26 protein-coding genes and 1 pseudogene are annotated in these 26,227 nt (G+C 65.8%); 15 read left to right on the top strand and 12 right to left on the bottom strand.

The window, feature by feature from the left end:
- Positions 1-9 precede the first annotated feature (9 nt).
- From CAF53_RS08220 to CAF53_RS08230, 3 genes are read left to right on the top strand one after another with little or no spacing between them, the layout of a single operon-like run.
- Positions 10-2,178, top strand: a complete 2,169-nt coding sequence (locus tag CAF53_RS08220; RefSeq protein ID WP_100237804.1) for an AsmA family protein — start codon at positions 10-12, stop codon at positions 2,176-2,178.
- Positions 2,179-2,229: 51 nt separating this feature from the next.
- On the top strand, positions 2,230-2,643 hold the full coding sequence (locus CAF53_RS08225) for a VOC family protein (RefSeq protein ID WP_100237805.1): 414 nt from the start codon (positions 2,230-2,232) through the stop codon (positions 2,641-2,643).
- A 3-nt stretch (positions 2,644-2,646) separates the two neighbouring features.
- Positions 2,647-3,177, top strand: a complete 531-nt coding sequence (locus CAF53_RS08230; RefSeq protein WP_046762185.1) for an O-acetyl-ADP-ribose deacetylase — start codon at positions 2,647-2,649, stop codon at positions 3,175-3,177.
- Between the two features lie 12 nt (positions 3,178-3,189).
- Here the strand turns inward: CAF53_RS08230 and hisN are convergent, their stop codons facing one another.
- The gene (gene hisN / locus CAF53_RS08235; RefSeq protein ID WP_100237806.1) at positions 3,190-3,996 is read right to left on the bottom strand and encodes a histidinol-phosphatase; all 807 of its coding nucleotides are present in this window, start codon (positions 3,994-3,996) and stop codon (positions 3,190-3,192) included.
- Between the two features lie 77 nt (positions 3,997-4,073).
- On the opposite strand from hisN, the gene CAF53_RS08240 reads away from it, so the two are divergent.
- Positions 4,074-4,496, top strand: coding sequence for a VOC family protein (locus tag CAF53_RS08240; RefSeq protein WP_100238740.1), 423 nt, complete (start codon positions 4,074-4,076; stop codon positions 4,494-4,496).
- A 51-nt stretch (positions 4,497-4,547) separates the two neighbouring features.
- Positions 4,548-4,784, top strand: a complete 237-nt coding sequence (locus CAF53_RS08245; protein WP_046762187.1) for a hypothetical protein — start codon at positions 4,548-4,550, stop codon at positions 4,782-4,784.
- Positions 4,785-4,874: 90 nt separating this feature from the next.
- On the opposite strand, the gene CAF53_RS08250 is transcribed toward CAF53_RS08245, so the two are convergent.
- Positions 4,875-5,810, bottom strand: coding sequence for a ribose-phosphate pyrophosphokinase (locus CAF53_RS08250; RefSeq protein ID WP_046762188.1), 936 nt, complete (start codon positions 5,808-5,810; stop codon positions 4,875-4,877).
- Positions 5,811-6,020: 210 nt separating this feature from the next.
- Between CAF53_RS08250 and CAF53_RS08255 the strand changes: the two genes are divergently transcribed.
- Together CAF53_RS08255 and gltX are read left to right on the top strand one after the other, a co-directional pair.
- Positions 6,021-7,682, top strand: a complete 1,662-nt coding sequence (locus CAF53_RS08255) for an NAD+ synthase (RefSeq protein ID WP_100237807.1) — start codon at positions 6,021-6,023, stop codon at positions 7,680-7,682.
- Positions 7,679-9,007, top strand: a complete 1,329-nt coding sequence (gltX, locus tag CAF53_RS08260) for a glutamate--tRNA ligase (protein WP_100237808.1) — start codon at positions 7,679-7,681, stop codon at positions 9,005-9,007. Before CAF53_RS08255 ends, gltX begins: the two co-directional genes overlap by 4 nt.
- A gap of 46 nt (positions 9,008-9,053) precedes the next feature.
- Here the strand turns inward: gltX and CAF53_RS08265 are convergent, their stop codons facing one another.
- From CAF53_RS08265 to hemC, 4 genes are all read right to left on the bottom strand, one after another.
- Positions 9,054-9,815: an alpha/beta fold hydrolase gene (locus CAF53_RS08265; RefSeq protein ID WP_046762191.1), complete on the bottom strand. Its 762-nt coding sequence runs from the start codon at positions 9,813-9,815 to the stop codon at positions 9,054-9,056.
- Between the two features lie 127 nt (positions 9,816-9,942).
- Complete coding sequence (locus tag CAF53_RS08270) at positions 9,943-10,830, bottom strand: hypothetical protein (RefSeq protein ID WP_100237809.1); 888 nt, start codon at positions 10,828-10,830, stop codon at positions 9,943-9,945.
- Between the two features lie 10 nt (positions 10,831-10,840).
- Entirely contained in the window at positions 10,841-11,509 is a 669-nt protein-coding gene (locus tag CAF53_RS08275; RefSeq protein WP_100237810.1) for a uroporphyrinogen-III synthase, read from the bottom strand.
- Positions 11,506-12,432: a hydroxymethylbilane synthase gene (gene hemC, locus CAF53_RS08280; protein WP_100238741.1), complete on the bottom strand. Its 927-nt coding sequence runs from the start codon at positions 12,430-12,432 to the stop codon at positions 11,506-11,508. The genes CAF53_RS08275 and hemC overlap by 4 nt, the downstream gene beginning before the upstream one ends.
- Positions 12,433-12,477: 45 nt before the next feature.
- Here hemC and tsaD point away from each other — a divergent pair.
- The 3 genes and pseudogenes from tsaD (at position 12,478) to CAF53_RS08295 (ending at position 16,077) form a co-directional block, all read left to right on the top strand.
- Positions 12,478-13,511: pseudogene (tsaD, locus tag CAF53_RS08285) on the top strand (tRNA (adenosine(37)-N6)-threonylcarbamoyltransferase complex transferase subunit TsaD).
- Entirely contained in the window at positions 13,508-14,494 is a 987-nt protein-coding gene (locus tag CAF53_RS08290; protein WP_046762195.1) for an NAD(P)H-dependent glycerol-3-phosphate dehydrogenase, read from the top strand. Before tsaD ends, CAF53_RS08290 begins: the two are co-directional and overlap by 4 nt.
- Before the next feature lie 62 nt (positions 14,495-14,556).
- Positions 14,557-16,077, top strand: coding sequence for a lipopolysaccharide biosynthesis protein (locus tag CAF53_RS08295; RefSeq protein ID WP_100237811.1), 1,521 nt, complete (start codon positions 14,557-14,559; stop codon positions 16,075-16,077).
- 37 nt (positions 16,078-16,114) lie between these two features.
- On the opposite strand, the gene CAF53_RS08300 is transcribed toward CAF53_RS08295, so the two are convergent.
- A complete protein-coding gene (locus CAF53_RS08300) occupies positions 16,115-17,116 on the bottom strand; it encodes an adenosine kinase (protein WP_100237812.1) in 1,002 nt (333 codons plus the stop codon).
- A 112-nt stretch (positions 17,117-17,228) separates the two neighbouring features.
- Between CAF53_RS08300 and CAF53_RS08305 the strand changes: the two genes are divergently transcribed.
- Together CAF53_RS08305 and CAF53_RS08310 are read left to right on the top strand one after the other, a co-directional pair.
- Complete coding sequence (locus CAF53_RS08305) at positions 17,229-17,903, top strand: EI24 domain-containing protein (protein WP_100237813.1); 675 nt, start codon at positions 17,229-17,231, stop codon at positions 17,901-17,903.
- A complete protein-coding gene (locus CAF53_RS08310; protein ID WP_100237814.1) occupies positions 17,900-18,274 on the top strand; it encodes a hypothetical protein in 375 nt (124 codons plus the stop codon). Before CAF53_RS08305 ends, CAF53_RS08310 begins: the two co-directional genes overlap by 4 nt.
- Before the next feature lie 13 nt (positions 18,275-18,287).
- Here the strand turns inward: CAF53_RS08310 and queG are convergent, their stop codons facing one another.
- Positions 18,288-19,331, bottom strand: coding sequence for a tRNA epoxyqueuosine(34) reductase QueG (queG, locus tag CAF53_RS08315; RefSeq protein ID WP_197707381.1), 1,044 nt, complete (start codon positions 19,329-19,331; stop codon positions 18,288-18,290).
- A gap of 22 nt (positions 19,332-19,353) precedes the next feature.
- Between queG and CAF53_RS08320 the strand changes: the two genes are divergently transcribed.
- The 3 genes from CAF53_RS08320 to msrB are packed head-to-tail and all read left to right on the top strand — an operon-like array spanning position 19,354 to position 21,996.
- A complete protein-coding gene (locus tag CAF53_RS08320) occupies positions 19,354-20,313 on the top strand; it encodes an ATP-binding cassette domain-containing protein (RefSeq protein ID WP_100237815.1) in 960 nt (319 codons plus the stop codon).
- Positions 20,310-21,500, top strand: a complete 1,191-nt coding sequence (locus CAF53_RS08325) for an ABC transporter permease (protein ID WP_100237816.1) — start codon at positions 20,310-20,312, stop codon at positions 21,498-21,500. The genes CAF53_RS08320 and CAF53_RS08325 overlap by 4 nt, the downstream gene beginning before the upstream one ends.
- Positions 21,501-21,519: 19 nt before the next feature.
- On the top strand, positions 21,520-21,996 hold the full coding sequence (gene msrB / locus CAF53_RS08330; protein ID WP_046762202.1) for a peptide-methionine (R)-S-oxide reductase MsrB: 477 nt from the start codon (positions 21,520-21,522) through the stop codon (positions 21,994-21,996).
- Here msrB and CAF53_RS08335 read toward each other — a convergent pair.
- The 4 genes from CAF53_RS08335 to CAF53_RS08350 all read right to left on the bottom strand — a co-directional run bounded on the left by CAF53_RS08335 (position 21,954) and on the right by CAF53_RS08350 (position 26,211).
- Positions 21,954-23,801, bottom strand: a complete 1,848-nt coding sequence (locus CAF53_RS08335) for a hypothetical protein (RefSeq protein ID WP_100237817.1) — start codon at positions 23,799-23,801, stop codon at positions 21,954-21,956. The two genes, msrB and CAF53_RS08335, sit on opposite strands and share 43 nt — an antisense overlap.
- On the bottom strand, positions 23,779-24,198 hold the full coding sequence (locus CAF53_RS08340) for a GtrA family protein (protein ID WP_100237818.1): 420 nt from the start codon (positions 24,196-24,198) through the stop codon (positions 23,779-23,781). Before CAF53_RS08340 ends, CAF53_RS08335 begins: the two co-directional genes overlap by 23 nt.
- Before the next feature lie 5 nt (positions 24,199-24,203).
- Complete coding sequence (locus tag CAF53_RS08345) at positions 24,204-25,730, bottom strand: NAD(P)/FAD-dependent oxidoreductase (RefSeq protein ID WP_100237819.1); 1,527 nt, start codon at positions 25,728-25,730, stop codon at positions 24,204-24,206.
- Positions 25,731-25,869: 139 nt separating this feature from the next.
- Positions 25,870-26,211 carry a UrcA family protein gene (locus tag CAF53_RS08350; protein WP_046762206.1) on the bottom strand — a complete coding sequence of 114 codons (342 nt, stop codon included), beginning with the start codon at positions 26,209-26,211 and terminating at the stop codon, positions 25,870-25,872.
- Positions 26,212-26,227 lie beyond the last annotated feature (16 nt).

Below are 26,227 nucleotides of genomic sequence, written 5' to 3' on the forward strand. Positions count from 1 at the left end.
TGAACCGCCATGGCCGACGCCGATCCCCTCCGGCCGGACTGCCCGGCGCAAGCGGTGCCCCACTCCGGCGGCGCACGCCACCATATCGGCCGCGCACGCGAACATTGGCGCAGACTTCCCCTTCCGATCCGCGTCCTGCTCTGGATCGTCGGCATTCTCTTCGCGCTCTGGTTGATCTTGTTCGTCACCAAGGGCCGCTTCCTGAAGCATCCGTTCGAACGCTTCCTCACCCACCGCCTCGAACGCTCCGTCCAGGTCGGTGGCGATTTCCAGCTTTATTTCGATCCCGTCACCATCAAGTTCCGCGCCGAGCGGATAGCGGTCGCCAACACCCGCTGGGCCAGCCGCCCGCACGTCTTCCATGCCGACCTGATCGACACCCGCATCGCGCCCTTGAGCCTCCTTTTCGGTCCGAAATACAAGGTCCGCTCGCTGATCCTGCGCAATGCCGCCGCCGACCTCGAATGGTCGCGCGACGGCAAGAGCAATACATGGACTTTCGGGAATCCCGACAAACGGGGCGAGCCGCTCAACCTGCCCCTGATCCGCCGCGCGCTGCTCGCCGGCACGACCCTGCGCTACCGCGATCCCAGGATGCAACTCGCCACCGACATCGGCTTCGAAACGGTGAAGGCGCAGGATACCCGCTTCGCCAGCGACGTACGCTTCTCCGGCACCGGCACGATGCGCGACCGGCCCTTCACGCTGCGCGGCGGCCTGCTCTCGCCCAATGAAACGATAACGGGCGGCACGAACAACCTCGCCCTCCACGCCGAAGCCGGCGCGACGATCCTCGAAGTCAGCGGCACGCTCCCCGGCGCGACCGAGATCGAGGGGGCCGACCTGCGCCTCACGACGCACGGCCCCAATCTCGCCTTGCTGTTCGACTTCCTGGGCGTCGCCATCCCCGAAACCCGCGCTTACCGCCTTACCTCCGCCCTCACCAGGCAGGACGGCGAATGGCGCTTCACCCATCTCAAGGGCAGGTTCGGCGACAGCGATCTTGCCGGGCGGCTGACCGTCTCCCTCCCCGACAACCGCCTGCTGCTGAAGGCCGCGCTGACCACCCAGATGCTCGATATCCTCGATATAGGCCCCTTCATCGGCTATGATCCGCAAAGGCTGGAGGCGCAGGGCGCGAGTGGCGCGATCACCACCGTCAACGGCACGCCACGCGTCCTTCCCGATGCGCCGCTCCGGGTCGATGCCCTTCGCAATTTCGACGCCCGGCTCCAATATGATGTCCGCCGCGTCCGCGCGCAGCATGTGCCGATTTCCAATATCGGCCTCACCCTGGCGCTCGACCACAGCTTGCTCACCCTGTCGCCGCTGACCTTCGACATGTCGGGCGGTCATCTCAGCTCCGACATTGCCATCGATGCGCGCGGAAAGCCGGTGCGCACCCAATATGACGTCCGCCTGTCGCCGACGCCCATGGGCAAGCTGCTCGCCCGCTGGGGGGTGGAGGAATCGGGCACCACCGGCACGATCAAGGCGCGCGTGCAGATGACGGGCCTGGGCGACACGCTTCATGATTCGCTCGCCACATCGAACGGCCGTATCGCCGTCATCCTGCCCGCCGGTTCGATGTGGGCGCGCAACGTGCAACTGTCCGAACTCGATATCGGCACCTTCATCACCAAGATGTTCGAGAAGAAGCTGAAGGACCCCGTCCAGATCAATTGCGGCCTGATCGCCTTCACCGTCCGCAATGGGGTGGCGGCGGCAGACCCGATCATCATCGACACCAGGAAGAATGTCATGCTGGGCCGGGGCGGCTTTTCCTTCCGCAACGAAAGCCTCGACCTCGCCTTCCGCGCCGATGGCAAGAAATTCAGCCTCTTTTCCGGCCAGTCGCCGATCGGCATCAAGGGCACCTTCGCCAGGCCCGGCGTCGATGTGATCAGTCCCGAACTGATCGCGCGGGGCGGCGCGGCCGCGGCGCTGGGCGTTGCCGCCAGTCCGCTGGCCGCCGTCCTTGCCTTTGTCGATGTGGGGGACGCGAAGAGCGCCGCCTGCGGTCCCGTCCTTGCCGGCGCCACCGCCGCCGCCCAACGCACCAAGGGAGGCAAACCCCGCGACGATGTGGGCAAAGGCACCACCGCCAAGGACGAAAGCGGCAAGGGTAGTCGGAAAGAGGAAAAAAGTCAGGAGAAGAAGTTCCTGGGCATCTTCTGATCGGACTGCAAAACGCCTATTGTCGCCGCCTGTTCAGGAGAGGGTCAGGATATGAACGAAGCACAAAGTCCGAAGGGAGGTGTCGTGCCGCACCTCACCATCGCCAATGACAAGGCGGCCGAAGCCATCGCCTTCTATTCCCGTGCGTTCGGCGCCACCGAACTGATGCGTCATGTGGCGGAGGGCCGCCAGCGGATCATGCACGCCCATCTGCGCATCAACGGCGGTTCCCTCATGCTGAACGACCATTTCCCCGAAATGAGCGGGGGTGCCCCGGCGCAGGCGCCCAAGGGTGTGACCCTGCACCTTGCGGTCGACAACGCCGACGCGTGGTGGAAGCGCGCCACCGATGCGGGCGCCAGCATCCGCGTCCCGATCGAGAACCAGTTCTGGGGCGAACGCTATGGCCAGCTCACCGATCCCTTCGGCCATATCTGGTCGATTGGCGGCCCGATCGAGGAATAGCCGATGATCGCCGGTGCCACCCGATGGGACATATTGACCGGCGACATCACCCGCTGCGCCACCGACGCGATCGTCAACGCCGCGAATAGCAGTCTGCTGGGCGGCGGTGGCGTGGACGGCGCCATCCATCGCGCCGCGGGTCCACAATTGCTGGCGGAATGCCGTACCCTGGGCGGGTGCCCGACGGGCGAGGCGCGCATCACCGCCGGCTATCGCCTGCCGGCACGCCATGTGATCCACACGGTCGGCCCGGTCTGGCGGGGTGGCGACCATGGCGAACCTGAACTGCTCGCCAGTTGCTACCGGATGTCGCTTGCGCTGGCGCGGGACCATCAGTTGCGCAGCATCGCCTTCCCGGCGATTTCGACCGGCGTCTACGCCTTCCCGAAAGAACAGGCCGCTCGCATCGCCGCCGCCACGGTTCAGGCTGAATTGCAGGTGGGCCGGGACAGTTTCGACAGCATCCTCTTCGTCTGTTTCGACGAATCCACCGCCGCTCTTTACGAGGAGGCGGTCGGAAAGCTGCTCGACTGAATAATAAGCGGCCTAATGATCATGGTCATGCGCCGCGTGCAGCGCTTCCAGCACATCCTCCAGCCGCGCCGGATCGCCCAATGCCAGCACATGGCCTTCACTCTGCGCCGTCAGCGGCTCGCCATTCCAGTCGCACATCACTCCGCCCGCGCCCTCTACCACCGGCACAAGCGCGGCGAAGTCATAGCTTTTCAGCCCCGACTCGATCACGATGTCGAGAAAGCCCGAAGCCAGCAGCCCGTAATTATAACAGTCCCCACCATAGACCGGACCCTGTCGTGGCGCGCCGCCCGACACGGCCGCGACCAGCGCCATATAACGGGGCACATCGCCGTCCGCGAACAGATGCGGGCTGGTGGTGGCGATGCCGGCTCCTTCCAGTTCCCGGCAGAGCCGGGTGCGGACCGGCTGGCCGTTGAAGGTCGTTGGCTGCCCTGCCATGCCCGCCCAGCGCTCCTGCGCGATGGGCTGGTCGATGATGCCGATGGTAGGCCATCCGGCCTGCGTCAGCGCAATCAGCGTGCCGAAGATCGGACGTCCGGCGATGAAGCTGCGCGTGCCGTCGATCGGATCGAGGATCCATACCCGCTCCGCATCGGTGCGGACCGAGCCATATTCCTCTCCGATGATGCCGTCCTGCGGCCGTTCCTTTTCCAGAATGGCGCGGATCGCGGCCTCCGCGGCCCGATCGGCCTCGGTCACGGGCGATTTGTCGGATTTCAACTCCATGTCGTAACGGGCGCGGAAAAAGGGACGGATCGCCGCGCCTGCAGCATCGGCAAGGCGGTTGGCAAGGGCCAGGTCATCGCGGGTGGTCATGGTCCTCCGCCTAGCGATAAAGCCTCCGTCGCGCTAGGCTCGCCGGCCCCACACCTTGAAAAATGAAGGAGCGAAAGATGTCCGGTTCACCCGTCATCCCATGCCTGCGCTATGCCGACGCGCCCGCCGCGATCGCTTTCCTGCATGATGCCTTCGGTTTCGATGTCCGTGCCTCGTACGAGGATGCGGACGATCCCCACATCGTCCACCATGCCGAACTGGCATTGGGGAACGGCATGGTCATGTTGGGCAGCGTCCGCGACGGGGAGGGGGAATCACTCTATAGCTGGGGCACGCCGCGCGATCTGGGCGGGGTCACGGCCTGCATCTATGTCGTGGTGCCTGATGTCGATGCCCATTGCCTCCATGCCCGCAACGAAGGGGCGGTGGTGGTGGCCGAACCGCATGACAATATCGGCTATCCCGGCCGCGGCTACGAAGCGCTCGACCCCGAAGGCAATGTCTGGAGCTTCGGCACCTACGATCCCTGGAAGGTTTAAGGTCAGGCAACCCGTGCCGTTTATTCCCATCGAGAAAAGAGGGAGACGCGCGTGGCGCTGGTCGGCTGGATCGTGAGTTTCATTGCCCTGTTCGGCGCGCTGGCGCTGCGGCAGGACATGCCGATCGGCGGATCGGCGACATTGTCCAACATGCTGATCCTGCTCGCGCTGCTCGGTTGCCCGATGATCTGGCGGGAAAGGCCGCTCGGCATCTCGAGAGGCCAGCGAATGATCGTCGGCCTGATCCTGTTCCTGTGCGTGCCGATGGTCCTGTTGCCCACAGCCTGACAAAGTCGCGCCGCGCGACTTTAGTCTCGTCATCTATGGAAAACCGCCGATGATCCCACCGGCGGTCCTTTGGTATGAAATCGAGCGGTCTCAGTCGAACAGGCTGGAAACCGAGCTTTCGTCGGCGATGCGCTTGATCGCCTCGCCCAGCAGCGGAGCGATCGGCAGATGGCGGATGCTCTTCGCGCCGTTCACCGCATCGGTGCCCTGGATCGAGTCGGTGATGACCAGTTCCTTGAGCTCCGAAGCCTCGACCCGCGCCACCGCGCCGCCCGACAGCACGCCATGGCTGACATAGGCGACCACATCCTCGGCGCCCTGCGCCTTCAGCGCGGCGGCGGCGTTGCACAGCGTCCCCGCCGAATCGACGATATCGTCGATCAGCACGCAGAAACGGCCCTTCACGTCGCCGATGATGTTCATGACTTCCGACTCGCCCGCCCGTTCACGCCGCTTGTCGACAATGGCGAGCGGTGCGTTGTCCAGCCGCTTGGCCAGCGCACGGGCGCGCACCACGCCGCCCACGTCGGGCGACACGACCATGATGTTCTTGTCGCCGAAGCGCGCCTGGATATCGGCCGACATCACCGGCGCACCGAACAGATTGTCGGTCGGAATGTCGAAGAAGCCCTGGATCTGACCCGCATGCAGGTCCACCGACAGGACGCGGTTGGCGCCCGCCGTGGTGATCAGGTTGGCGACCAGCTTGGCCGAGATCGGCGTGCGCGGGCCGGGCTTCCGGTCCTGCCGGGCATAGCCGAAATAGGGCACGACCGCCGTGATTCGCTTGGCCGACGCGCGCTTCAGCGCATCGATCATGATCAGCAATTCCATCAGATTGTCGTTGGTGGGATAGCTGGTCGATTGCAGCACGAACACGTCTTCGCCGCGGACATTCTCATGAATTTCCACGAAAACCTCTTCGTCGGCGAAGCGGCGGACGCTCGCATCGGTCAGGGGGATTTCGATATAGTCGGCGATGGCGGCCGCAAGCGGCTTATTGGAATTGCCGGTCATGAGCTTCATGGCCAAACCCCCGTGACGAATTGATGACGCTGGTCGGAACGCGGCCCCTTTAGCGGCCGATCCCGTTGCTGAAAAGGCGCTTTTGCGCCTTGGGGCAAAATGGACCCGAGCATTTTCAGAACGGCCGTGAAACGGGCGTTCGGTTCGAAAATGCGACAACAGACGACAGAGCATTTTCGCTGAGGCGAAAATGCTCTACGGGCGCTCGATATGACCGACAAACTCGTGATAGCCCTCGCCCAGATGACGCAGTCGGTGGGCGACCTCCAGGCCAATGCCGACGCCATGCTGGAATGGCGCGCGCGGGCGATGGACGCGGACCTCATCGTCTATCCCGAACTCCAGTTGATCGGCTATCCCCCCGAGGATCTGGTGCTCAAGCCCGCCCTGGTCGACCGCGCCAATCATGAACTCGACCGGTTGGCCCAGGCGACGGCGGACGGCGGTCCGGCGATGCTGGTCGGCACGGTCGTCGCCTCCCAGGGCGTGCTCTTCAACGTCGTCGCCCTGCTGGAAGACGGCGCCGTCACCGCGATCCGGCAGAAGCGCGAGCTGCCCAATTACGGCACGTTCGACGAAAAGCGCCTGTTCGCGCCCGGCCCGCTGCCTGCGCCGATCGACTTCAAGGGCGTGAAGATCGGCGTCCCCATTTGCGAGGATATCTGGTTTCCCTTCGTCACCGCGCATTTGCGGGCCGAGGGCGCCGAAATCCTGATCAGCCCCAACGGCTCCCCGTTCGAGGTCGACAAGGACGACCGCCGCATCAACGCGGTCGCTGGCACCCGCGTCCGCGAAACCGGCCTGCCGCTTATCTATCTGAATCGCGTGGGCGGCCAGGACGAACTGGTGTTCGACGGCGCCTCCTTCGTCATGAACGGTGACTTGAGCCTCGCCCAGCAACTTCCCGACTGGGAGGAATCGCTGGTGCTCACGACGTGGGAGAAATGGGAGGGCCAGTGGGTCTGCCTGCCCGGTGAGCGCCACGCACTCGATCCCCGCCCGGCCGACATCTACAACGCCATGGTCCTGGGCCTGCGCGACTATGTGAACAAGAACCGTTTCCCCGGCGTGGTCCTCGGCCTGTCGGGCGGCATCGATTCCGCTTTGTCCGCCGCTGTCGCCGTCGACGCGCTGGGCGCCGATCGCGTCTGGTGCGTGATGATGCCCTCGCGCTTCACCAGCCAGGAAAGCCTCGATGACGCGGTGGAGTGTGCTCGCCTGCTCGGTGTCCGCTACGACACCATCCCCATCGAGCCGGCGGTTGAAGCTTTCGATACCATGCTGGCCGGCGTCTTCTCTGGCCATCAGCGCGATCTGACCGAAGAAAATATCCAGTCCCGCATCCGCGGCGTGACGCTGATGGCGCTGTCCAACAAATATGGCCACATGTTGCTCACCACCGGCAACAAGAGCGAGATGTCGGTCGGTTATGCGACCATCTATGGCGACATGGCGGGCGGCTATTCGGTGTTGAAGGACGCCTATAAGACCACGGTGTTCGACCTCTGTCGTTGGCGCAACGAGAATGTGCCCTCGCTGGGCTTGGGTTTAGGCCCCGAAGGCCCGGTCATGCCCGAACGCGTCATCACCAAGCCGCCGAGCGCCGAACTGCGCGACAATCAGAAGGATGAGGACAGCCTGCCTCCCTATGAGGTGCTGGACCCCATTCTCTATGGTCTGGTCGAGGAGGAACTTTCCGTCGAGCAACTGGTCGCGCGCGGCTTCGACAAGGACATAGTCGCCCGCATCGAGCGCCTGCTCTATGTCGCTGAATATAAGCGTCGCCAGTCGCCCCCCGGCGTGAAGCTTGGCATGCGCAATTTCGGCCGCGACCGCCGCTATCCGATCACCAACGCGTTCCGGACCCTATGACCGTCATCACCCGCTTCGCGCCGTCGCCGACCGGCAACCTGCACGTCGGCAACATCCGCGCCGCGCTCCACAACTGGCTGTGGGCAAGGAAGAGTGGCGGGCAATTCCTGCTGCGCCTCGACGACACCGACCTCGAACGCTCGCGGCCCGAATATGCCGAAGCGATCAAGGCCGATCTCCAATGGCTCGGCCTGCATTGGGACGGCGAGGAAAAACAGTCCGACCGCTTTGCCCTCTACGAGGAAAGATTCGAGGGGCTCAAGGCCTCGGGCCATGTCTATCCGGCCTATGAAACGGCGCAGGAACTGGACCTGCGCCGCAAGGTGCTGCTGGGCCGGGGCTTGCCCCCGGTCTATGACCGCGCCGCCCTGTCCCTGACCCCGGACCAGATCGCGTCCTACGAGGTGGAGGGCCGCCGGCCTCATTGGCGCTTCAGGCTGGACCACGACCAGCCGATCGCCTGGACCGACCTCATCCGTGGCGAACAGCGCTTCGATCCGAAACTCCTGTCCGACCCGGTGATCCGCCGCGCCGATGGCAGCTGGCTCTACATGCTCCCGTCTGTGATCGACGATATCGATATGGGTGTGACCCATGTCCTGCGCGGCGAGGATCATGTGTCCAACACCGCCACCCAGATCCAGATGTTCCTCGCGCTGGGTGCATCGCTCCCCCAATTCGCCCATGAAGCCCTGCTGACCGGCAGCGAAGGCAAGCTCTCCAAGCGTCTCGGCTCGCTCGGCGTCGCTCATTTCCGCGAAATCGGTCTTGAACCCATGGCCATCGCCTCCCTGCTCGCCCGCCTTGGCAGTTCGCAACCCATCGAGCCTTTCGCGGACATGCAGCCGTTGATCGACAGCTTCGACTTTGCCCATTTCGGCCGCGCCCCCGCGCGTTTCGACGAGGCGGAACTGGCGACCCTCAACCAGAAGATCGTCCACCTGATGCCCTACGGCGCGGTGTCAGGCCGCCTGCCCCAGGGCATGGACGAAACCGCCTGGGAAGCCATCCGCCCCAATCTCGAGACTGTTTCGGGCGCTTCGGTATGGTGGGGGATCGTCACCGGCCCGATCGATGCCCCCGCCCCGGCGGAGGAAGACCGCGACTTTCTTGCCCTGGCGCACGCCACATTATCTGAGGCCCCTTTCGATGCCGCCATCTGGCGCGCCCTCACCGAAGCGCTGAAGGCACAAACCGGCCGCAAGGGCAAGGCGCTGTTCCTGCCGCTGCGCCGCGCCCTGACGGGATTGGATCATGGTCCGGACATGGGGCAGATGCTGCCGCTGATCGGCAGGGATGAAGCGCTGGCCCGGTTGAAATATTGAGAGGAGCGTTTGGGGCCGGCCTTCCACCCCAAACCGGCGCGTGGCCTCAACCCCGCACAGCCGCCAACGCCTTGCCCACCGCCAATATCCCTTCCGGCGATGCGGCAAAGCCCATATGCGTGCAGTCCACCTCGATCGCCCGGTCGCGCTCCCCGGCGCGGCCCTTGGCGCATTCGGGCAGGATCACCCCGTCCCGCCGCGACCAGAGCGCCACGGTCGGCACCGACGGCTTTTCCTCGCGCCGGCAGGCGAAGGGCGGCCGGTCGACGGCAAAGCCCGATACGAGCTGGTACAGCCGCCAGGCATGGTTGGCGCGCGGATCGCCGGAAAAGGGCGTGCCCATCGTCACCACGCCGCCGACCTTATGCATCGCGAACTTGGCATATTCCCGCGCGAACAGCCCACCGAGGCTCCAGCCCACCAGCGTCACCTGTCCGCCCGTTCCACGCCGAATCTCGTCCACCCGCCGGTCGATCTGCTCCAACGTTTCCGGCCTCGGCCCGAAATTGCGCCCCATGCCCCAGCCATGCGCTTCATAGCCCGCTGCATTCAGCACATGCCGCAACGGCTCCATCCGCTGTTCGGATGCCAGCAATCCAGGAAGCAACAGGATCTTCCGCCCATCGACCCGGCCATGATCCCGGATCGCCTGCGCCAGCAAGGGCGCCTGCACCCGCGTCCGCGTCAGATCGAACGGCACCGACGCATTGCCGAGCAGATGCTGGAGCGATGGCCGCTCGGCCGCCCGCGGACCGCTGGCGAAGCGGCCTTTCCAGAAGCTGGCAATGGCGTCGGCATAGGGCGGCAAGAGAATATGATCCTGTTCCCAAGGGGAAAGATGACATTCTCATGACAGGCAGGCCCGCGTCCACGCCTTTTGTCGATGCAATTCAACCGTTCGTCGTTTGTGACAGCCCTTCAGGGGCGTCGATGGATCAGGGCGCCAGTGGTGACGTCTGCGCCACCGCACCGCCGTCCGCCGCGCGCAGTTGGCGCGGCTCCAGGATCGCCGCCGTCTCGATCAGGTCGAGCGCGCGCCGCGCCTCCAGATAACGCCGCGCATATTGCATCCATCGATCCGCCGCCGCCCGCCCGGGCATCTGTTCCACTTCCGCCAGCGCCGCGCCGACGCGCGCGCCGTCCAGATAGCGGACCGCCCGGTCCAGAGCCGCCTGCGGCCGGGGGGAGGGGGTGGACGCCCTGTGGATGGTGATGATCTCCCGCGCCTCATGTTCCAGCGCTTGCCACCAGCTTGCGTCGGCGGGCGGCACCGTCACATGATCGGCCACGGCGGTCAGCCCGGCGCGCAGGTCGGCCAGTGTCACCGGCTCGCGCGCCGCATTGATGATGGTCGCGACGGCACGCGGCTGCGCCTGGCCGAAGCGTAGCCGCAACTGCCCCTCGATATAACCGAGCGGCGTCCCGCTATCGAGCGCGCGCCGCGCGGCGAACGCGACCAGCAGGCCCTCCGCCCGCGCCGCGTTGCCCGACGCTGCCTGTGCCTCCACGGTAATGCGGTTCAGCCGTTCCTCCAGCTGCACGACCCGCATATCCAGCATCTGCGCGGCATCGGCGGACAACGGACGCATGGGCGTGCCCGGCGGCATGCCGTTCAGCATCGGATCGGCCAGCGCCGATTGCCGCTGTGGCGCATTCCATCGCTGGATTTTCGGCAGGGCCAGAACGGTCAGGACGACGCCCAAGGCAAAAGCGAGCAAGACCAGCAGCACCAGCAGCCAGGGGCCACGCCGACGCACGGGGGGCGACGCTGTCACGCTGTCCTGTGCGCCGTCCGTCTCGCTCATCAAGGGCCTTTCTTCCATAGGAGGCGAATCATTCGCATAATCGGACGGCAAGGGCCAGCATCCTCTCATCATCGGGCTTGTCGGGCGCTTCGGCGCTGGCCCAGCCGGTGCCGCAGGCCGCCAGCGCGGCCGGGCTGATCGCGATCAGGTGCAGGGCGGCGCGCTGCCCCGGTGCCACGAGCTGCGCCAGCACTTCCCCGGCGCGCGGCGAATGGACCAATATCACGCTGCCCGCCTCCAGCCGATCCGCGAGTCCGTCATCGCCCGTCCGCCGCATGGCATATATGGCGATCCGCTCGATCCGAAGCCCGCCCGCGTCGATCGTCGCGACCGTCTGCCCGGCAAGATGCAGCACCCGTTCATGCCCGTCGGCCGCTATTCGCCGCGCAATGGCGCTTCCATCGCCATCCCCGGCGACGACCCCGTCGAAGCCTGCTTCGGTCAGCGCCTTCGCCGTCACCGGTCCCACGGCATAAGCGGGCAAGGCCCGATAGGCGGCCAGCCTCGCTCCCGCCAGCCGCGCTGCGTTGGCGCTGGTCAGCAGCAGCGCATCGAAGCGGTCCGGGGCAGGCCCCTCCCATTCCACAGCCTGCGGCACGAACAAGGGCATGATCCGCGCATCCAGCCCCCATTCGGCCGCCCGCGCGGCCGTCTTCGCGGCGCCCGGCTCGGGTCGCAGGATGATGAGCGGCCTCACGCCTCGAACAGCGCCCGTAGCGCCGGACTGGCCCGCTCCAGCAAGCTGCGCCCCATGGTTTCGGCGGTGGCGACATCGCTCCGTGCGATCCGCAACGCGTCCCCGATCGTTTCCTGCCCATCGGGACTGATGATCTCGGCGCGCAGGTGGATTTGCCCTTCCTCCAGCCGCCCCAGCGCCGCAATCGGCGAATGGCAGGTGCCGCCCAGCCCGACCAGCACCGCCCGCTCCGCCATCACGCAGTCGAACGTGTCCGTGTCGCTGATCGTCGCCAGCAGGTCCAGCATCGCCGCATTGCCGCTCAGCGTCTCGATGCCCACGGCGCCTTGCGACGGCGCGGGCAACATGACGTCAACCGGAATCGCGACGCCGACATCGCTTTGGCCCAGCCGGTCCAGCCCCGCCGCCGCCAGCAGGGTCGCATGCGCCTCGCCCTTCGCCAGCTTGGCGAGCCGCGTCGCCACATTGCCGCGAAACAGCACGACCTTCGCGTCGGGCCGCAATCGTTTCACCTGCGCCGCCCGGCGGGGCGAGCTCGTGCCCACCACCGGCTGCCCGGGAAGCGCCGCGAAACTCGCCGCGCCCACCAGCCGGTCCCGTACATCGGCACGCGGCAGCATCGCGGCGATCCGAATCTCCGCGGGCCGGATCGTCTCCACATCCTTCATCGAGTGGACCGCGAAATCGATCTCGCCCGCCAGCAGCGCCCGGTCCAGTTCCTTGGTCCACAGCGCCTTGCCGCCGATCTCGGCCAGTGCCCGGTCCTGAATCCGGTCCCCGCTGGTCTGCACGGTGACGATCTCTACAGCGTTTTCGTCCCAGCCATGCCGGGCGCGGAGTGCCGTCCTCGTCATATGCGCCTGCGCGAGCGCGAGAGGGGAGCCACGGGTGCCAAGGCGGAGAGGTCGGGACAGCTTTTGCATGATCCCGCTTGCTCTAATGATCGCGGACATTAGATGGAAGCGGCAATGACTATCATCCTCGGCCTGGAATCAAGCTGCGACGAAACCGCGGCGGCGCTGGTGACGGCGGAGGGCAAGATCCTCGCCCACCGCCTCGCCACGCAGGAGGAGGCGCACCGCCCCTATGGCGGCGTCGTCCCCGAAATCGCCGCCCGCGCCCATGTCGAGGCGCTCGCTCCCTTGATCGAGGCGGCGCTGAAGGACGCGGACCTGACCCTCAGCGACGTCGATGTGATCGCCGCTACCGCCGGTCCCGGCCTGATCGGGGGGTGATGGTCGGCCTCGTCACCGGCAAGGCGCTCGCCCATGCCGCGAACAAGCCGCTGATCGCGGTGAATCACCTTGAAGGCCACGCGCTTTCGCCGCGTCTTGCGGACCCGAGCCTCCAATTCCCCTATCTGCTGCTGCTGGTGTCGGGCGGCCATTGCCAATTGCTCCATGTGCGCGGCCCCGGCGACTATGCCCGCCTCGCCACCACCATAGACGACGCCAGCGGCGAAGCCTTTGACAAGACGGCGAAGCTGCTCGGCCTTGGCTATCCCGGCGGCCCGGCGGTGGAGAAAGCCGCCGCCCTCGGCAATGCCAAGGCTGTCCCGCTCCCGCGCCCCCTTGTCGGCACGGCGGAGCCGCATTTCTCCTTCGCGGGCCTCAAAAGTGCCGTTATGCGCGCCGCCCAATCCGGCCAATATTCGGTAGAGGACATTGCCGCGAGCTTCCAGCAGGCGGTGATCGACTGTCTCATCGACCGCACCGGGCGCCAACTGGCCGGCCTTCAGGACATCACCGCCCTCGTCGTCGCGGGCGGCGTCGCCGCCAACCAGTCGATCCGTGCCGCGCTCGAAGCGCTTGCCGCCGAGCATGACCTGCCCTTCGTCGCCCCGCCGCTCTGGCTGTGCACGGACAATGCGGCGATGATCGCCTGGGCGGGCGCGGAGCGCTATGCGGCGGGTCTGATCGATGACCTCACCGTCCCGGCCCGCCCGCGCTGGCCGCTCGACCCCAGCGCGGAAAAAGCGCGTGGAGCAGGAGTGAAAGCATGAATGCCCCTTCCCTCAAAGCCGGTGTGATAGGCGCAGGCGCATGGGGCACTGCGCTCGCTCAGACCCTTGCGGCGGACGGCCAGCATGTCCGTCTCTGGGCGCTGGAATCCGAAGTGGTGGACGCGGTCAACAAGGACCGGCAGAATCCTCTGTACCTGCCCAACATCCCGCTCAGCCCCTCGATCGAAGCCACCGGCGACATCGCCGCCATGGGCGACCGCGACATGCTGCTGATCGTCAGCCCGGCTCAGCATCTCCGCAAGGTCGTGGCCCAGGCGCCCGCAGGCACGGCGCTGATCCTCTGCTCGAAAGGCATAGAGGCAGGCACCGGGCTCCTCATGTCCGAGGTCGCGGCGGAGGTGCAGCCGGCTTCCCCCATCGCCGTCCTCTCCGGCCCCACCTTCGCCCATGAGGTGGCCAGGGGCCTGCCCACCGCGATCACGCTTGCCTGCGCCGACGCCGATCTTGCCGCAAAAATCGCGGCCCGGATCGCCCGCCCGGCCTTCCGCCCCTATCTCTCCGACGATGTCGTCGGCGCGGAGATCGGCGGCGCGGTCAAGAACGTCCTTGCCATTGCTTGCGGGGTAGCGGAGGGGGCGGGCCTTGGCCTCAACGCCCGCGCCTCGCTCATAAGCCGGGGCTTTGCCGAAATGACCCGCTTCGGCCTTGCACGGGGCGCCCGCGCGGAAACCCTCGCCGGGCTGTCGGGTCTTGGCGATCTCGTCCTCACCTGCTCCTCGACCAACAGCCGCAATTTCTCGCTGGGCAAGGGGCTGGGCGAAGGCCAGTCGGCCAGGGACCTGCTCTCCAACCGCCGGACCGTAGCGGAAGGGGCCTTCACCGCCCCCGTCCTGCGCGAAGCGGCCCGCGCGGCCCAGGTCGAAATGCCGGTCGTCGAAGCCGTCTGCGCCCTGCTTGAAGACGCCGCGCCGCTGGCGCAAGTCATGGACGCGCTGCTCGCCCGTCCGCTGCGCGCCGAATAAAAACTCGCGATCTTTCCAGATATTGCTACAGTCCGGCTCCATAAAATGACGCGACAGCATTGATGTCACAGGGGGATCAGAGTTCTTTGGCGGCTGAAGGGGCCACTCCCGCGCAGCAGGATGACATTGCGGCGCTTGCCAAGGGTGGACGGACCAATGTGTTCGGCTTCCTGCTCCGCCTTGCCGCGCGCCTGCCCTTCCTTTTCATTGCCGGCCGCTGGTATGGCGCGGATGCGCTTGGCCGCTTCGCCTATGCCGTTCTGGTGGTGGAATTCGTCGCCCAGCTCGCGACCCTGGGCCTGAAACGCGGCCTTGCAGGCGCTCTCGCCCAGACGGAACGCCCGCACAGCCATGTCGTGACCGACGCCATGTTGGTGACGCTGATCGCCTCGGCTGTAGGCAGCGCGCTCCTCGTCGCCTTCCCGCAGGCGATGTTCCCCAACAGCGGCATCAACGGTCTCGACCGCCTGCTCGCGCTGATCGTCATCGCGGTCGCGGGATCCGATGTGGCGCTCGCCGCCTGTGCCTATCGCTTCGACATCGGCGCCACCGTCCGCGCCCGCTCGATCATAGAGCCCTGGGCGATCAGCATCGGTGCCTTCGCCTTCGCTTTCTACTCGACCCGCGACGGCCTCATCCTCTCCTATGTCGTCTCGATGATCGCGGCGCTGGTTGCCTCGATCATTCCGATGACCCGGCATTACGGCATCCCCTATGGCTGGCGTCCCGATGTCGGCCGCCTCTGGCGCCTTGCCCGCCGCAACTTGCCGTTAGCGGCGGCGGACGGCGTCGAATGGGGCTCCCGCCGCCTCGACATGGCCATCCTCGGCCTGTTCGTCAGCCCGGCGGTGGTCGGCATCTATTATGTCGCGCAGCAGGTCGCTTCGCTGCCCCAGAAGCTGAAAACCAGCTTCGACCCGATCCTGGGCCCGGTCATCACCCGCAATCTGGCGGAGGGCAACCTCGGCGCCATCGCGAAACAGGTCAGCCAGGTCGGCTTCTGGATCATTGCCGCGCAGGCCGGCATCGCTCTGGCGCTGGGCATCCCGGGCGAGGCGGTGATGGGCCTGGTCGGCCCGCATTTCGTCGGCGGCACCGGCGCGCTCGCCTTCCTGCTGCTGGCCGAAGTCGTCGCCGCCACCGCCGTCGTCAGCGAATCCGCGCTGGTCTATATCGCCCGCCACCGCAATCTGATGATCTCGTTGATGATGATCGCGCTCCAGGCTGGGCTCAGCTTCGCGCTGATCTTCCTCGCCAGGCGGCTCGGGCTCCAGGACATGGCGCTCGCCGCCGCACCCGCTCTCGCGCTCAGTATGGCGCTCGGCGTTGGCGCGCTCGTCAAGGCGCGGCTGCTCTCGACCCTGCTCGGGGCCAAGGTCAACGCCTGGCGTTGGCCGCTGCTCAGCGCCTCGGGTGTCGCCTGCATCGTCGGCGCGGCCTTCGTCGCCCTGCCGCCCAGCCTTGAATGGGTGGAGCTGGTCTTCGGCGTCTTCACCATCCTCGGCGTCTACGGCGTCGTCATCTGGCGCTGGGGTTTCGGTCCGGACGACCGCGCGCTGTTCCGGAAGCAGAAACCCGCCTGAACGGAAAAAGGCCGGACTTCCGCCCGGCCTTTCCGTCTCACCCCAGCGTCTTCGCCCGGATCGCCTTCAGATCCTCTTCCGGCCGTGCTCCCCAGTGGGAGATCACCTCGGCCGCCGCCGCGGCGCCCAGTTTCAGGCACCGGTCGATCTCAAGTCCTTCCAGATGGCCGGCAAGGAAACCCGCCGCGAACAGGTCGCCCGCCCCGGTCGTGTCGATCACCTCGGCCACCGGCGCGGCAAAGGCCTCGTACCGCACCCCGTCGACCACGGCGATCGCGCCCTTTTCGCTGCGCGTCGACACCAGCACCGGCACCTTCGCCGCGATGGCGGCCACCGCCTTCTCGAAATCGTCGACCTGCGCCAACGACTGGATTTCCCCTTCATTGGAAAAGAGGATATCGATCAGCCCCTGCTCGATCAGATCGACGAAGTCGGCCCGATGCCGGTCGATCACGAAATTGTCGGACAGGGTGAAAGCGACCTTGCGGCCCGCACCCCGCGCCGCGTCGATTGCCGCCCGCATCGCCGCCCGGGGCTGCTCCGGATCCCAGAGATAGCCCTCCAGATACAGGATCGAGGCGGAGCGGATCAGATCGAGGTCCAGCGCCGCTTCGGGCAGGAACTGCGAGGCGCCCAGGAAGGTGTTCATCGTCCGCTGCGCGTCCGGCGTCACCAGGATCAGGCAGCGGGCCGTCGGCACGTCGCCCTGCATTACCGGCGTATCGTAGCGGATGCCCAGCGCCCGCACGTCATGGGCGAACACCGCGCCCAACTGGTCGTCATTGACCTGTCCGATAAATCCGCATTTCTTGCCCAGCGCCGCCAACCCGGCCAGCGTGTTCGCCGCCGACCCGCCGCTGATCTCCTTGCCCGCGCCCATATCGGCATAAAGGCTCTCGGCCGTTTCCGCGTCGATCAACTGCATGCCGCCCTTGGTCAGCGCATGTTCTGCCAGAAAGGCGTCGTCGCTCCGGGCGAGCACGTCGACAATGGCGTTGCCGATGGCGACAACATCAAGCGTGGGGGCAGCAGCGGTCACGCAAAATCCTTCGTGATTGAGGGGGAAAAATCCCGCCGTCTCTATCGTTCCGTGACGCCACGCGCAACGCCGCTGATTGACGCTTCGCGCGGAGCGGGGAATAGCTTGCATCATGATCCTGACCGCTGCCTTCCGCGCCTTTCCTTCGATCTTCCACGGCGCGGCGCTGCGGCTGCTGTTAAAGACGCTGCTGCTGACGCTGCTCGCCTTCGCCATCCTCGCCGTTGCGCTTTGGAGCGGCATCCACGCCGCCCGCCTGCATTTCGGATGGACCATGAACGGGGGTGGGCTGGCGGAGGCGACGGCCACGGCGCTGGCGATGATCGCCGCCGCCTGGCTGCTGTTCCGCGCCACCGCCATGGCGATCATGAGCCTCTTCGCCGACGACATCATCATCGCGGTCGAGTGTGAAGACTATCCGCAGGCCGCCGCCCGCGCCCGCCCCGTCGGCTGGGGTCGCAGCCTCCATTTCGCGCTGCGCTCCCTATTGCGGACCATCGGCTGGAACCTGCTCGCCTTGCCCGCCTATGCGCTGCTGCTGGTGACGGGCATCGGCACCATCGGGCTGTTCCTGATCGTCAACGCCATCCTGCTGGGCCGCGATCTGGCCGACATGGTCGAGCCGCGCCATCCCGACCTGTCGCCGATCCCGCGCGGCAACCGGTGGCTCATGGGGCTCGTTTCGGCGCTGATCTTTCTGGTGCCGGTCCTCAACCTGCTTGCGCCGATCTGGAGCGCGGCTATGGCAGTCCACATGCTGCACGGTGCCCGAAGGAAAATGTCATGACCCGTCTCCATCTGGTCCTTGCCGCAGCCCTGTCCTCGACCCTCGCCGCTTGCGGCGGCGTCGTGCCGCCCCCCGCGACCCAGATTTCCCGGCCGCCCGCCGGTCCGCCTGCCAGCGCCTTCACCCGGCCCGGCCCGCTGATCGGAACCGACGCCCGGCATCTCATCCAGATGTTCGGTCAGCCCCGGCTCGACATCCGGGAAAGCACCATGCGCAAGCTGCAATTCGCCAATGGGCGCTGCGTGCTGGATGCCTATCTCTATGTCCCGCCGCAGGGGAGGGAGCCGCTCGTCACCCATGTCGACGCGCGCACACCCACCGGCACCGACATCGATGCGGCAAGCTGCGCGGCGGCGCTCCAGGCGAAATGACGGGCCGATAACATCATTGCAGGCGCTTCAGCGCCCAGCGGGCCGCCTCCGCCACCACCAGGTCTTCATCCTGCACCAGCGGACGCAACCGCTCGATCAGCCGTCGGTCGCCGCTGTTCCCCGCCGCGATGGCGGCGTTGCGCACCATCCGGTTCCGCCCGATCCGCTTGATCGGGGAACCGGAGAAAATCTCGCGAAAGCCTGCGTCGTCCAGCGCCAGCAGATCGTCCAGCGCAGGTGCCGCCAGCTCCGCCCGCCCCACAAAGGCCCGGTTTGCCGCCGCCGCATCCGCGAACTTGTTCCACGGGCACACCGCCAGGCAATCGTCGCAGCCGTAAATCCGGTTGCCGATCCCCGCCCGCAATTCCTCCGGAATCGGCCCCTTATACTCGATGGTGAGGTAGGAAATGCACCGCCGCGCGTCGACCACATAGGGCGCGGGGAAGGCGTCGGTCGGGCAGGCCGTCTGGCAGGCGGAACAACTGCCGCAATGGTCCTCCTCTGCCGCGTCGGGCGCCAGCGCGATCTCGCTATAGATCGCACCCAGGAACAGCCAGCTTCCATGCGCCCTGCTGACCAGATTGCTGTGCTTCCCCTGCCAGCCCAGCCCTGCCGCCTGCGCCAGCGGCTTTTCCATCACCGGGGCGGTGTCGACAAAGACCTTGAGCGCGCCCGGATGCTGATCGACCAGCCAGCGGGCGAGGGTCTTCAATCCCTTCTTGACCACATCATGATAGTCCCGTCCCTGCGCATAGACCGAAATCCGTCCCCGATCGCCGACCTCCGCCAAGGCCAGCGGGTCGCGCCCCGGGGCATAGCTCATCCCCAGCATGATGACGCTGCGCACGTCCGGCCAAAGCCCTTGGGGCGATCCGCGCTGCCCGGCGCGCTCCTCCATCCACAGCATGTCGCCATGATGCCCGGCATCCAGCCATGCCTTCAACCGCTCCCCGGCCAGGGGCGCGGCATCGGCCGGCGCGATCGCGCAGGCGGCAAAACCCAGCCGCCGCGCTTCGGCCTTAAGCCGTTCTTCCAATGTTTCGTTTTGCGTTGGCATGCGATGCGACTATCAGAGGCCGATGATCGGGGCTCCTCAACCGACCTATGCCGTTGAAGGCCAGGGTCTTGTCAAGACTTTCGGGCAATTCCGGGCGGTCGACGGCATCGACATCGCAGTGCCCGCCGGATCGATCTACGGCGTTCTGGGTCCCAATGGCGCTGGCAAGACCACATTGCTGCGCACCCTGCTCGGTATCATCGACCCGGACGAGGGCCATCGCAGCCTGCTGGGCGATCCCACCCCGCTGCGCCAGGCGCGCAATGTCGGCTATCTGCCGGAGGAACGCGGCCTCTACCCGTCGATGAAGGCGTTCGAGGCGATCGCTTTCATGGGCGCCCTGCGCGGCCTGCCACTCAAGACCGGGCGGGAACGCGCCCTTGCCATGCTGGCGGATTATGGCATGGGTGCCGCCGCCGAAAAGCCGATCCGCCAATTGTCGAAGGGCATGGCCCAGACCGTCCAGCTTTTCGGCACGATCATCCACGAACCGCAACTGATCGTGCTGGACGAACCCTTTTCCGGCCTGGACGCCTTCAACCAGGGCAAGCTGGAGGCGCTGATCCGCGATCAGGCGCGGCGCGGCGTGACGGTACTCTTCTCCACCCATGTGATCGCCCATGCCGAACGGCTCTGCGAACGCATCGCGATCGTCGCGGGTGGCCGCATCCGCTTCGAAGGCACGGTGGCGAAGGCACGCGACCGCCTGCGCCCGCAGGTACGCCTGCGCACCCGGCTCAGCGACGGCAACTGGCGCCGCGCCTTGCCGGCCGAAACGCTGGCGGAGGACGGCGCCTGGCACTTCGCCTTGCCGGAGGAGGGCATCGAACCGCTGCTGCGGGCGCTGCTCGACGGCAATGCGGGCATCGAAAGCCTGTCGATCGAACGGCCCGGCCTGCACGACGCCTTTGTCGCCATTGCAGGAGAAGCGGCGGCGCGGCAGATGCAGGAAGACGAAGCGCGCATGGAGGAGGATGCATGAAGGAAATGATGCGCGCCGCCTTCGTCATCGCCCGGCGGGATTTCACCGCGGTGGTGCTGTCGCGCACCTTCATCCTGTTCCTGCTTGGCCCGTTGTTCCCGATCATCATCGGCATGGCGTTCGGCGGGCTTGGCAGCCGGATCTCCAGCACCGACCTGCGTCCCGTCGTGGGGCTGGCGATGCCCGCGGCCGATGCGGCTCGGATGGAACAGGCGCAGGCGCGCCTCAGCGAACGGATGGCGACGCAATCGCTGCCTGTGCTGCGCCGCGTTTCCCTGTCGTCCGAGCCCCGTGCCCAACTCGCCAAGGCGAATGCCGATGTCGTGGTGATCGTATCGGGTTCGCTGACCCGGCCGATCATGACCGGCCAGCCCGACGACATCAAGCGGTTGGAAGGGGACATCAGCCTGATCGCCAGCGCGGCCCTTGCCGAAAAATCGCTGCACATGGTCCATGTCGAGCCGCAGCCGGTCTCCACCAGCATCGGCGCGCAGACCCAGGGACGGCTGATCATCGGCCGCATCGCGCAGATCGTGATCTTCTTCCTCACATTGCTGCTCGCGGGCATGATCCTGTCCAATCTGGTCGAGGAGAAGACCAACAAGATCATAGAGATATTGGCAGCGGCCGTGCCAGTCGATGCGATTTTCCTGGGCAAGTTGATGGCCATGCTGGCGATGAGCTTCGTGGGCATATTCTTCTGGGGTGGCACAGCCTTCGCCGCCTTCCTGGCGGTGAAGGACCCGGGCACCAGCCTCGCCGAACCGGCGATGGGCTGGCCGCTTTTCCTGATGCTGGGCCTTATCTATTTCGCCATGGCCTATACGCTGCTCGGCTCGCTCTTCATCGGTATCGGTGCGCAGGCGGCGACCGTGCGGGAGGTGCAGACGCTCAACATGCCCGTCACCATGGCGCAGATGCTGATCTTCTTCTTCGCCAGCTATGCCGTCGACAAGATGGGATCGCCGCCCGAGATCGCCGCCGTCATCCTGCCCTTTTCCTCCCCCTTTGCGATGATCGCCCGGGCGGCGCAGGTGGACGCGCTCTGGCCGCATCTGCTGGCGATCATCTGGCAGATGATCTGGGTCGGCATCATCATCCGGATCGGCGTGCTGTTGTTCCGCCGCCATGTGCTGAAATCAGGCGGCGGCTGGTGGAAACAATTGTTCAGAAGCGCGACAGGCTGATCCTGCTATGAGTGGCCCCATGGATCGGCGGCAATTTCTGGGTGCTGGCGGATTGGCGGCGGCAACAGCTGTTTTTGGGCTTTGGGGTTCGTCAGGGGCCGCGAAGGCCTATGCCTTCACTCTCAGCGATGCGGAATGGCGCAAGCGGCTGAGCCCGCTCGCCTATAATGTGCTGCGCCATCAGGCGACCGAATATCCCTTCACCAGCCCGCTCAACAAGGAACATCGCGCCGGTATCTTCACCTGCGCTGGTTGCGGCCAGCGGCTGTTCAGTTCGAAGACCAAGTTCGACAGCGGCACGGGCTGGCCCAGCTTCTGGTCGCCCTTGCCCGGTGCGGTGGGCACGTCGCGCGATTTCGAACTCGGCTATCCCCGGACCGAAGTGCATTGCGGGCGCTGCGGCGGGCATCTTGGTCATGTCTTCGACGACGGACCGAAGCCCACGGGCAAACGCTATTGCATGAACGGCGTTGCGTTGGCCTTCGTGCCAGGCTGAACGACCACCTTGTAGATGTGGAGCGGCCCCTTCGTGGGCACCTGCTGCAACCAGCGCGGGGGCTTGTTGCGCTCCAGATCGGCGGCCAGGCTCTGCAGGAAGTCGCCGCGATAATGTTTGACCTCGTTCATCGCATGGCAGGTCACGACATAGTCCGCGCCCCGGCCGTGGTTCAGCCCCATGATGATGGTCCGCGCCTTGTCCGGCGGGGCGGTGAAGCCTTCGATGACGGCGGTGATGCCGGCCGCGTTGCGATGATGGGCCGTGCCGATCACGCTATGGCCGGTCCGCACCAATATGTCCGGGCCAAGATCGAGCGGCGCGAAGAGGACGGACTTCGGCAGGCCATGCAAGGGTGCCAATATGGCTGACGCCCGGCAATTGGCGGTTTCCGGCTGCTCCTTCTGGCTCACGCCGCTGGCAGCCAGGACCCAGGCACCGCACAAGCCCGCCGGCGTCAGCAAAATCGCGACGGCCGCCGACACCAGCACGCGCGCCGCCGGTCTCGTCCAGCTCTGGATATGCCGGAATATCGCCAGCAACAGCCAGGCGATGCCGGGCAGTGCCAGGACATGCGCCACCGACATGGCGCGCAACACGAGGATGGAGACGGCCAGAGCCCCGCCGAGCAGCAGCGCGATCATGATCCAGCGTACTCTCGCCTCGCGCTCCTTGGTGCGTTTCGCGGCAATGATGGTGCTGAAGAGGCCCATGATCGTCGGCAGGAGGATGATCCCCGACATCAGCAGCCCCTGTTCCCAGACCGGGCGGCCCTCCTTCACTTGCAGATACCAGAGCCGATAGGCTACCGGACCCAGCGCCTTGAAAGGGTCGCCCGAAAGGCAGGAACCCCCGGTGAACAGGAATATGCCGATCGCTGCGACGCCGCCGGTCGCCGTCGCGAGGAATCGGCGCTGGAGCGAATCCGTGCCGATCAGGCGCAGGGCCAGCGGTGTCGCCAGCGCAAAGGCCATCAAGGGCCAGATATAGGCTGCCGAAAGGGCGTCGCACTGCCGGATCAGTGGCGCCTGAGGGCCACGCAGTAACAGCAACAGCAGAAGTGCGCTGCTCCCCAATGTGACGGCAAAGGCACAGAAACGGCGCACTTCCCGCCGATCGAACCAGCACCACAGGGCAAACACACCGGCAAAGAGCGCGGCATAAGGCAGTGCTTCGCTGGAAATCTGAAGCCAGACGGCCAGCGCCAGCCCCGCAACGGCGCCTCCCCTGCGACGATCCGGATCGAGCGTTCCGCACAGGGCGATGGCGGCCATCCAGATCTGCCACCCGTGATGGTCGATCCGGAACGGCGTGAACTGGACCAATATGGTCGGCGTCGTCAGAAGCAGGGCGACCGCAAACAGCGCGACGATGCGGCCGCCCGCGCGCCGCGCCGCAAGGAACACCGTCCCCGTCAGGCCACCCAGCGTCAACAGGGGCACCAGCGCGCAGGCTGCAAGTTCCGCCGTTGCCGTGCCCAGGAACGGCCGCAGCAGGAGGATCAGAGCGGCGATCGGCATGTCGACTATGCGCGACCAGTGCATGGGGCCGCCCGCTGGCGGATTGACGCGATGCTGGCTGACATCCCAGAACGCCTGCCCATCCAGCCAGTCGCGAACCTGTTGCAGCCGCATGGCGTCATCAGGATCGCGGAAATCCAGCCCCGTCAGGCCATTGCGAAACAGCCAGAGCATGACGGCGCAGCATAAGAGCCAGGCCAGCAAGGCCGCTCCACCGACCTGCCAGCCGGCGATCGACGGTTTTTGCGAAAGGGAAGGGGATTCAGCCGCGGGCGAAGATGCCATATTTCCGGATCGCATAGACCGCCAGGAAACTGACCGGTACCGCCATCAGCTTGGCCATGGCGGGCTGCATGCCCAGGCCGCTCAAACCCCCCACCAATGCCATGGTGATCGCCATGCCGATCAGCGCACTGAGGATGAAGGCGATGCGCTGGGCGTGCGTGGCGGGCTCCTGCATCTCGAAGACGAAATGGACGCTGATCAGCCAATGCAGGACGAGCCCGCCCGAATAGCCGCCAAGGGCAGCGATAGCCGGCGGCAGACCCATATGGTTGAGCAACAGGAACAGGGCGAAGTCGCCCGACAGCGCGCAGATGCTGGCGAGCAGATAGCGCGTGAAGGTGAAACGGCCGATGATGGCGTTCAACGGTCCGGCCATGTAGCGTACCCAAATGGGCATGGGGCTCAGGCCGCCTTCAACCGGTTGGGCACCGGCCGCTCGCTTGCCAATGCGGCGCGCCGACCGGCGGTATCCTGCCCTTCCTCGCCCGCCTCATGATATTCGGCGTCCTCGTTGACCGCCCAGATGTCGTAAAGCTGCTCGCCTGCCTCGATATTGCGGACGGTCAGCATCGCCGTCATCATCGCATGGTCCTGATTATTGTAGCGGTGCATGCCGTTGCGACCGACCAGATGCAGCGTGGGGTAAAGCCGCTGCAATTCGGTCCGCATCGCCAGCACATTGTCGGCATAACTGTCGTCATAGACCGGATAGGCCTTTTCCTGCCGTACCACCGCGCCGCCGACGACATCGCCGGGATCGCACAGGCCCAGGATCGCCATTTCCTTCTTCGCCAGCTCGATCAGGTCAGCGTCGCTCGACGACCAGAGGCCGTCGCCCTCGAAGCAGAAATATTCCAGGCCCACGCAGGCGAGGTCCGGATCGGGCACCATTTCGGGCGACCAGCTCCGGAAATTCTGGATGCGGCCGACCTTCACCTTGCTGTCATGGATGTAGATCCAGTTGTCGGGAAAGATGTCCTCGCCCTTCACCATCAGCGCCACGGTCAGGAAGTCGCGATATTTCAGTTCCATCGCATGGCCCAGCGTGGCGGGCAGCGGATGGATGCGACCGGCCAGCTCGCGCATCGGCGCTGAACTGATGACATGAGCGGCGTTGATGACGACTTCGCCATCCGGTCCCTGCGCCACCATGCGCCAGCGGCCGCTGGCCTGATCCTGCGACAATTGGTCCAGGCTGTGGGCCATCAGCACCTGATTGCCGCCCGCCACCACGAAATCGCGCGCCGCTTCCCACATCATGCCGGGGCCAAGGCGCGGATAGCGGAAGCTTTCCAGCAACGTCTTGGTCGCCATGCCGTCATTGGGCTTCTTGTTGAGGCCAAGCGAACGCTTGAGGCCGTCCATCACCGCGCCCCAGAGCGACAGGCCCTTGATGCGCTGCGCCGCCCAGTCCGCCGACATTTCGTCGCAGGGCATGCCCCAGACCTTCTCCGTATAGGTCTTGAAGAAGATCGAGAACAGCTTGTGGCCGAAGGCGTTGACGGTCCAGTCCTGGAAGGAGCGGACGTTGCGGTTGGGGAACAGCTTCGCCTTGGCGAAACTCGCCATGCAGAGCGTCGAACGCCAGATGCCCAGATTGCCCAGCGCCTCGAAGGCGCGCAACGGATAGCTGTAGAATTTGCCCTCATAATAGATGCGGCTCATCCGCGGACGCTGGATGAAGTCGTCGGGCAGGATTTCATTCCAGAGGTCGACGACCTCCTGGGACTTGGAAAAGAAGCGATGCCCCCCGATGTCGAAGCGGAAACCATTTAGTTCCACCGTCCGGCTGATACCGCCGACATAGACAGGGTCCTTTTCGATGACCTGGACCGAATAGCCTTTCTTGGTCAGCAGATAAGCGGCGGTAAGGCCGGCCGGACCCGCGCCAATGATGGCGACATCCACATTGTCGTCGTTCAGCGGCATCTAAGGCCCCCCGATGAAATCCTTCGCCGGTTTAGGTGAAGGAAATCTTCTAAGGAGTAGTTAATAGCCGGTAACAATGCAAGATGAGGCGACGCCGACGGATATATGTCCACCGGCGTCGATCATTCAGGAAAAGGGATCAACCTTGGCGCTGGGACTTGATCAGCGTATCGAGATCGGCGCGCGCGCCATCCAGCGCGTCGCCGAAACAGGCGCGATAGTCGGGCGTGGCGGGCACGATCGAGCCGTTCATCCAGCCGCACACCTTCTTGGCGGCCTTGGTGATCCGGCTGTCCGCCACACGGACGCCATGCGTGCTGGCGAGGTTGAGATCGCCCATCGGCACGGCAATGCTGCGGGTTTCCGTTCCCGCACGGCCGTCGACGACCACATCCATGTCGTTGATGCCGGCAAAGGCGTTGGCGGCGGGCAAGGCAAGCGTCATCGTGGCGGCCAGCGCCACCAGCGTCTTTCTGGTCATCCTGTTTCTCCTGTCG

It is taken from the genome of Sphingobium sp. LB126 (genome assembly GCF_002795205.1).
GTDB classification, from domain to species: domain Bacteria; phylum Pseudomonadota; class Alphaproteobacteria; order Sphingomonadales; family Sphingomonadaceae; genus Sphingobium; species Sphingobium chungbukense.

Coding starts and splice junctions, on each gene's coding strand:
- CAF53_RS08220 (WP_100237804.1), top strand. CDS start 10: ATGGCCGACGCCGATCCCCTCCGGCCGGACTGCCCGGCGCAAGCGGTG.
- CAF53_RS08225 (WP_100237805.1), top strand. CDS start 2,230: ATGAACGAAGCACAAAGTCCGAAGGGAGGTGTCGTGCCGCACCTCACC.
- CAF53_RS08230 (WP_046762185.1), top strand. CDS start 2,647: ATGATCGCCGGTGCCACCCGATGGGACATATTGACCGGCGACATCACC.
- hisN (WP_100237806.1), bottom strand. CDS start 3,996: ATGACCACCCGCGATGACCTGGCCCTTGCCAACCGCCTTGCCGATGCT.
- CAF53_RS08240 (WP_100238740.1), top strand. CDS start 4,074: ATGTCCGGTTCACCCGTCATCCCATGCCTGCGCTATGCCGACGCGCCC.
- CAF53_RS08250 (WP_046762188.1), bottom strand. CDS start 5,810: ATGAAGCTCATGACCGGCAATTCCAATAAGCCGCTTGCGGCCGCCATC.
- CAF53_RS08255 (WP_100237807.1), top strand. CDS start 6,021: ATGACCGACAAACTCGTGATAGCCCTCGCCCAGATGACGCAGTCGGTG.
- gltX (WP_100237808.1), top strand. CDS start 7,679: ATGACCGTCATCACCCGCTTCGCGCCGTCGCCGACCGGCAACCTGCAC.
- CAF53_RS08270 (WP_100237809.1), bottom strand. CDS start 10,830: ATGGAAGAAAGGCCCTTGATGAGCGAGACGGACGGCGCACAGGACAGC.
- hemC (WP_100238741.1), bottom strand. CDS start 12,432: ATGCAAAAGCTGTCCCGACCTCTCCGCCTTGGCACCCGTGGCTCCCCT.
- CAF53_RS08290 (WP_046762195.1), top strand. CDS start 13,508: ATGAATGCCCCTTCCCTCAAAGCCGGTGTGATAGGCGCAGGCGCATGG.
- CAF53_RS08295 (WP_100237811.1), top strand. CDS start 14,557: ATGTCACAGGGGGATCAGAGTTCTTTGGCGGCTGAAGGGGCCACTCCC.
- CAF53_RS08305 (WP_100237813.1), top strand. CDS start 17,229: ATGATCCTGACCGCTGCCTTCCGCGCCTTTCCTTCGATCTTCCACGGC.
- CAF53_RS08310 (WP_100237814.1), top strand. CDS start 17,900: ATGACCCGTCTCCATCTGGTCCTTGCCGCAGCCCTGTCCTCGACCCTC.
- queG (WP_197707381.1), bottom strand. CDS start 19,331: ATGCCAACGCAAAACGAAACATTGGAAGAACGGCTTAAGGCCGAAGCG.
- CAF53_RS08320 (WP_100237815.1), top strand. CDS start 19,354: ATGATCGGGGCTCCTCAACCGACCTATGCCGTTGAAGGCCAGGGTCTT.
- CAF53_RS08325 (WP_100237816.1), top strand. CDS start 20,310: ATGAAGGAAATGATGCGCGCCGCCTTCGTCATCGCCCGGCGGGATTTC.
- msrB (WP_046762202.1), top strand. CDS start 21,520: ATGGATCGGCGGCAATTTCTGGGTGCTGGCGGATTGGCGGCGGCAACA.
- CAF53_RS08335 (WP_100237817.1), bottom strand. CDS start 23,801: ATGGCATCTTCGCCCGCGGCTGAATCCCCTTCCCTTTCGCAAAAACCG.
- CAF53_RS08340 (WP_100237818.1), bottom strand. CDS start 24,198: ATGCCCATTTGGGTACGCTACATGGCCGGACCGTTGAACGCCATCATC.
- CAF53_RS08345 (WP_100237819.1), bottom strand. CDS start 25,730: ATGCCGCTGAACGACGACAATGTGGATGTCGCCATCATTGGCGCGGGT.
- CAF53_RS08350 (WP_046762206.1), bottom strand. CDS start 26,211: ATGACCAGAAAGACGCTGGTGGCGCTGGCCGCCACGATGACGCTTGCC.